A 1,814-nucleotide genomic window follows, 5' to 3' on the forward strand; every position below is an offset into this window, starting at 1 on the left:
TTTATGTTATTAATAAGGGTTCGCTATGTATTGATACTTAATAACTATTCACTAACGACTAAAAAGGGAAAGGAGATAATAGAATGGAATATAGGAAGCCTGATGAAATTGTAGAATTATTTAAAGAAAAATTTAATAATAAAATCATTGATCATAGGATAGAAACAAAAACAGCTGGCTTAAAAAAGAATAGTTATAATATAATACGACTACAAATAAATTCAGAAGATCTTAAAGATGCAGTAAAACTCTTATTTACATTACATTTTCCACATTTAGCTATTATTTCAGGAAATGATGTAGGCGAAAAAGTTGAATTGATATATCATTTTTCTATTTACTATGGAGAGAGATTTAAAGAAATATCAATAGATTTAGTTATTCATTTATCTAAGAAAGATCTAAGGATACCAACAATTACCGATTTAATTCCAGGAGCTCAAGTTACAGAAAGAGAAATGAAAGAAATGATGGGGATTATATTTGAAGGTTTACCTGATTTACCCAATTTATTTTTACCACAAGATTTTTTAAAAGATATCTATCCATTTAGAAGAGATGAAAAAGGAATATATCCTTTAAGTAAGAATGGAAATTATGTAGGTAATAATATAGTTAAAAAAGAAGAGGTGAAGAAAATTGAGTAAAGAGACTTATTCTATCCCCATAGGTCCGGTTCATTGTTCTCTAAAAGAACCGATGACTTTTAATTTTGAAATATATGGAGAGCGCATAGAAAAGGTAAATTTAGCCCCCGGAGATAATCATCGGGGAATAGAATTTATGGGTATGCAAAGAAATCCCATACAAATTATCTATTTAGCTGAAAGAATATGCGGCATCTGTTCTGCTTCTCATCCTTTTGCCTTTTGTCAGGCAGTGGAGAATGCCGCTGGAATTGAAGTTCCCGAGAGAGCTCAATATATTAGAGTAATTATTGCCGAGTTAGAAAGAATCCATTCTCATATTTTATGGGCTGGGGTTGCCGCTCATGAATTGGGTTTTGATTCTGTTTTATATTTTTCCTGGAGGGCGAGAGAAGAAGTTTTAGATCTTTTAGAATATTTAACCGGGAATAGAATCAATTATGGAATATTTATGATTGGGGGAGTAAGAAGAGATATTAGTAAAGAGCAAATACCTCGAATACGAAAGACTTTAGATTATTATAAGGATAATTATGGAAAGATAGAAGATATATTTCTAAACGATCCCACTATTGCCTTAAGAACAAAAAATATAGGTATATTAACTAAAGAAGATACTCTAAGGTTATGTGCGGTAGGTCCTACTGCACGGGCATCGGGGATAAAAAAGGATGTACGCCAGGATCAACCCTATGCTGCTTATGCAGATTTAGAAGTAAAAGCTATTACTCCAGATGTATTAACCGGTAAAATAAATGGTGATGTCTACGATCGAATAGTGGTCCGATTATTAGAATTAGTACAATCGATACAGATTATTGAACAGTGTTTAGATAATATGCCTTCAGGTGAAATTATTGCGGAGAAAAAATTAGTTAAATTACTTAATCAATTAAAAAAAGCAAAAGATGAAGGAATTGGTAGACATGAAGCACCTCGAGGTGAAGTTTTCCATTATGTAAAATTAAATGAATCAGAATTACCTGAGGTCTGGAAAGCTCGTGCCCCTACCTATAATAACTTAATGACCTGGGTTCCCATGCTTATTGGTCAGCAAATAGCTGATATACCAATTGTAATAGCTTCTATCGACCCTTGCATTGCTTGCATGGATAGAGTGACTATTTTAAATAAAGATAATGATCAAAAAAGTATATTAACCAGGAA

Annotated in this window: 2 protein-coding genes; both read left to right on the forward strand. The window is 32.1% G+C overall.

All coding sequences use genetic code 11. The features are described 5' to 3' along the window. The first annotated feature begins 83 nt into the window (after positions 1–83). Positions 84–647 carry an NADH-quinone oxidoreductase subunit C gene (locus tag COZ07_RS06525; protein WP_406607763.1) on the forward strand — a complete coding sequence of 188 codons (564 nt, stop codon included), beginning with the start codon at positions 84–86 and terminating at the stop codon, positions 645–647. Next, the coding region (locus COZ07_RS06530; protein ID WP_406607764.1) for a nickel-dependent hydrogenase large subunit at positions 640–1,814 on the forward strand (1,175 nt) is incomplete at its 3' end. The genes COZ07_RS06525 and COZ07_RS06530, both read left to right, overlap by 8 nt.

This window comes from Candidatus Infernicultor aquiphilus, from assembly GCF_002784285.1.
Classification (GTDB): Bacteria; Atribacterota; Phoenicimicrobiia; order Phoenicimicrobiales; family Phoenicimicrobiaceae; genus Infernicultor; species Infernicultor aquiphilus.

Bases quoted from the DNA above. Each gene is read 5' to 3' on its own strand.
- COZ07_RS06525 (WP_406607763.1), top strand. From the start codon at position 84: ATGGAATATAGGAAGCCTGATGAAATTGTAGAATTATTTAAAGAAAAA.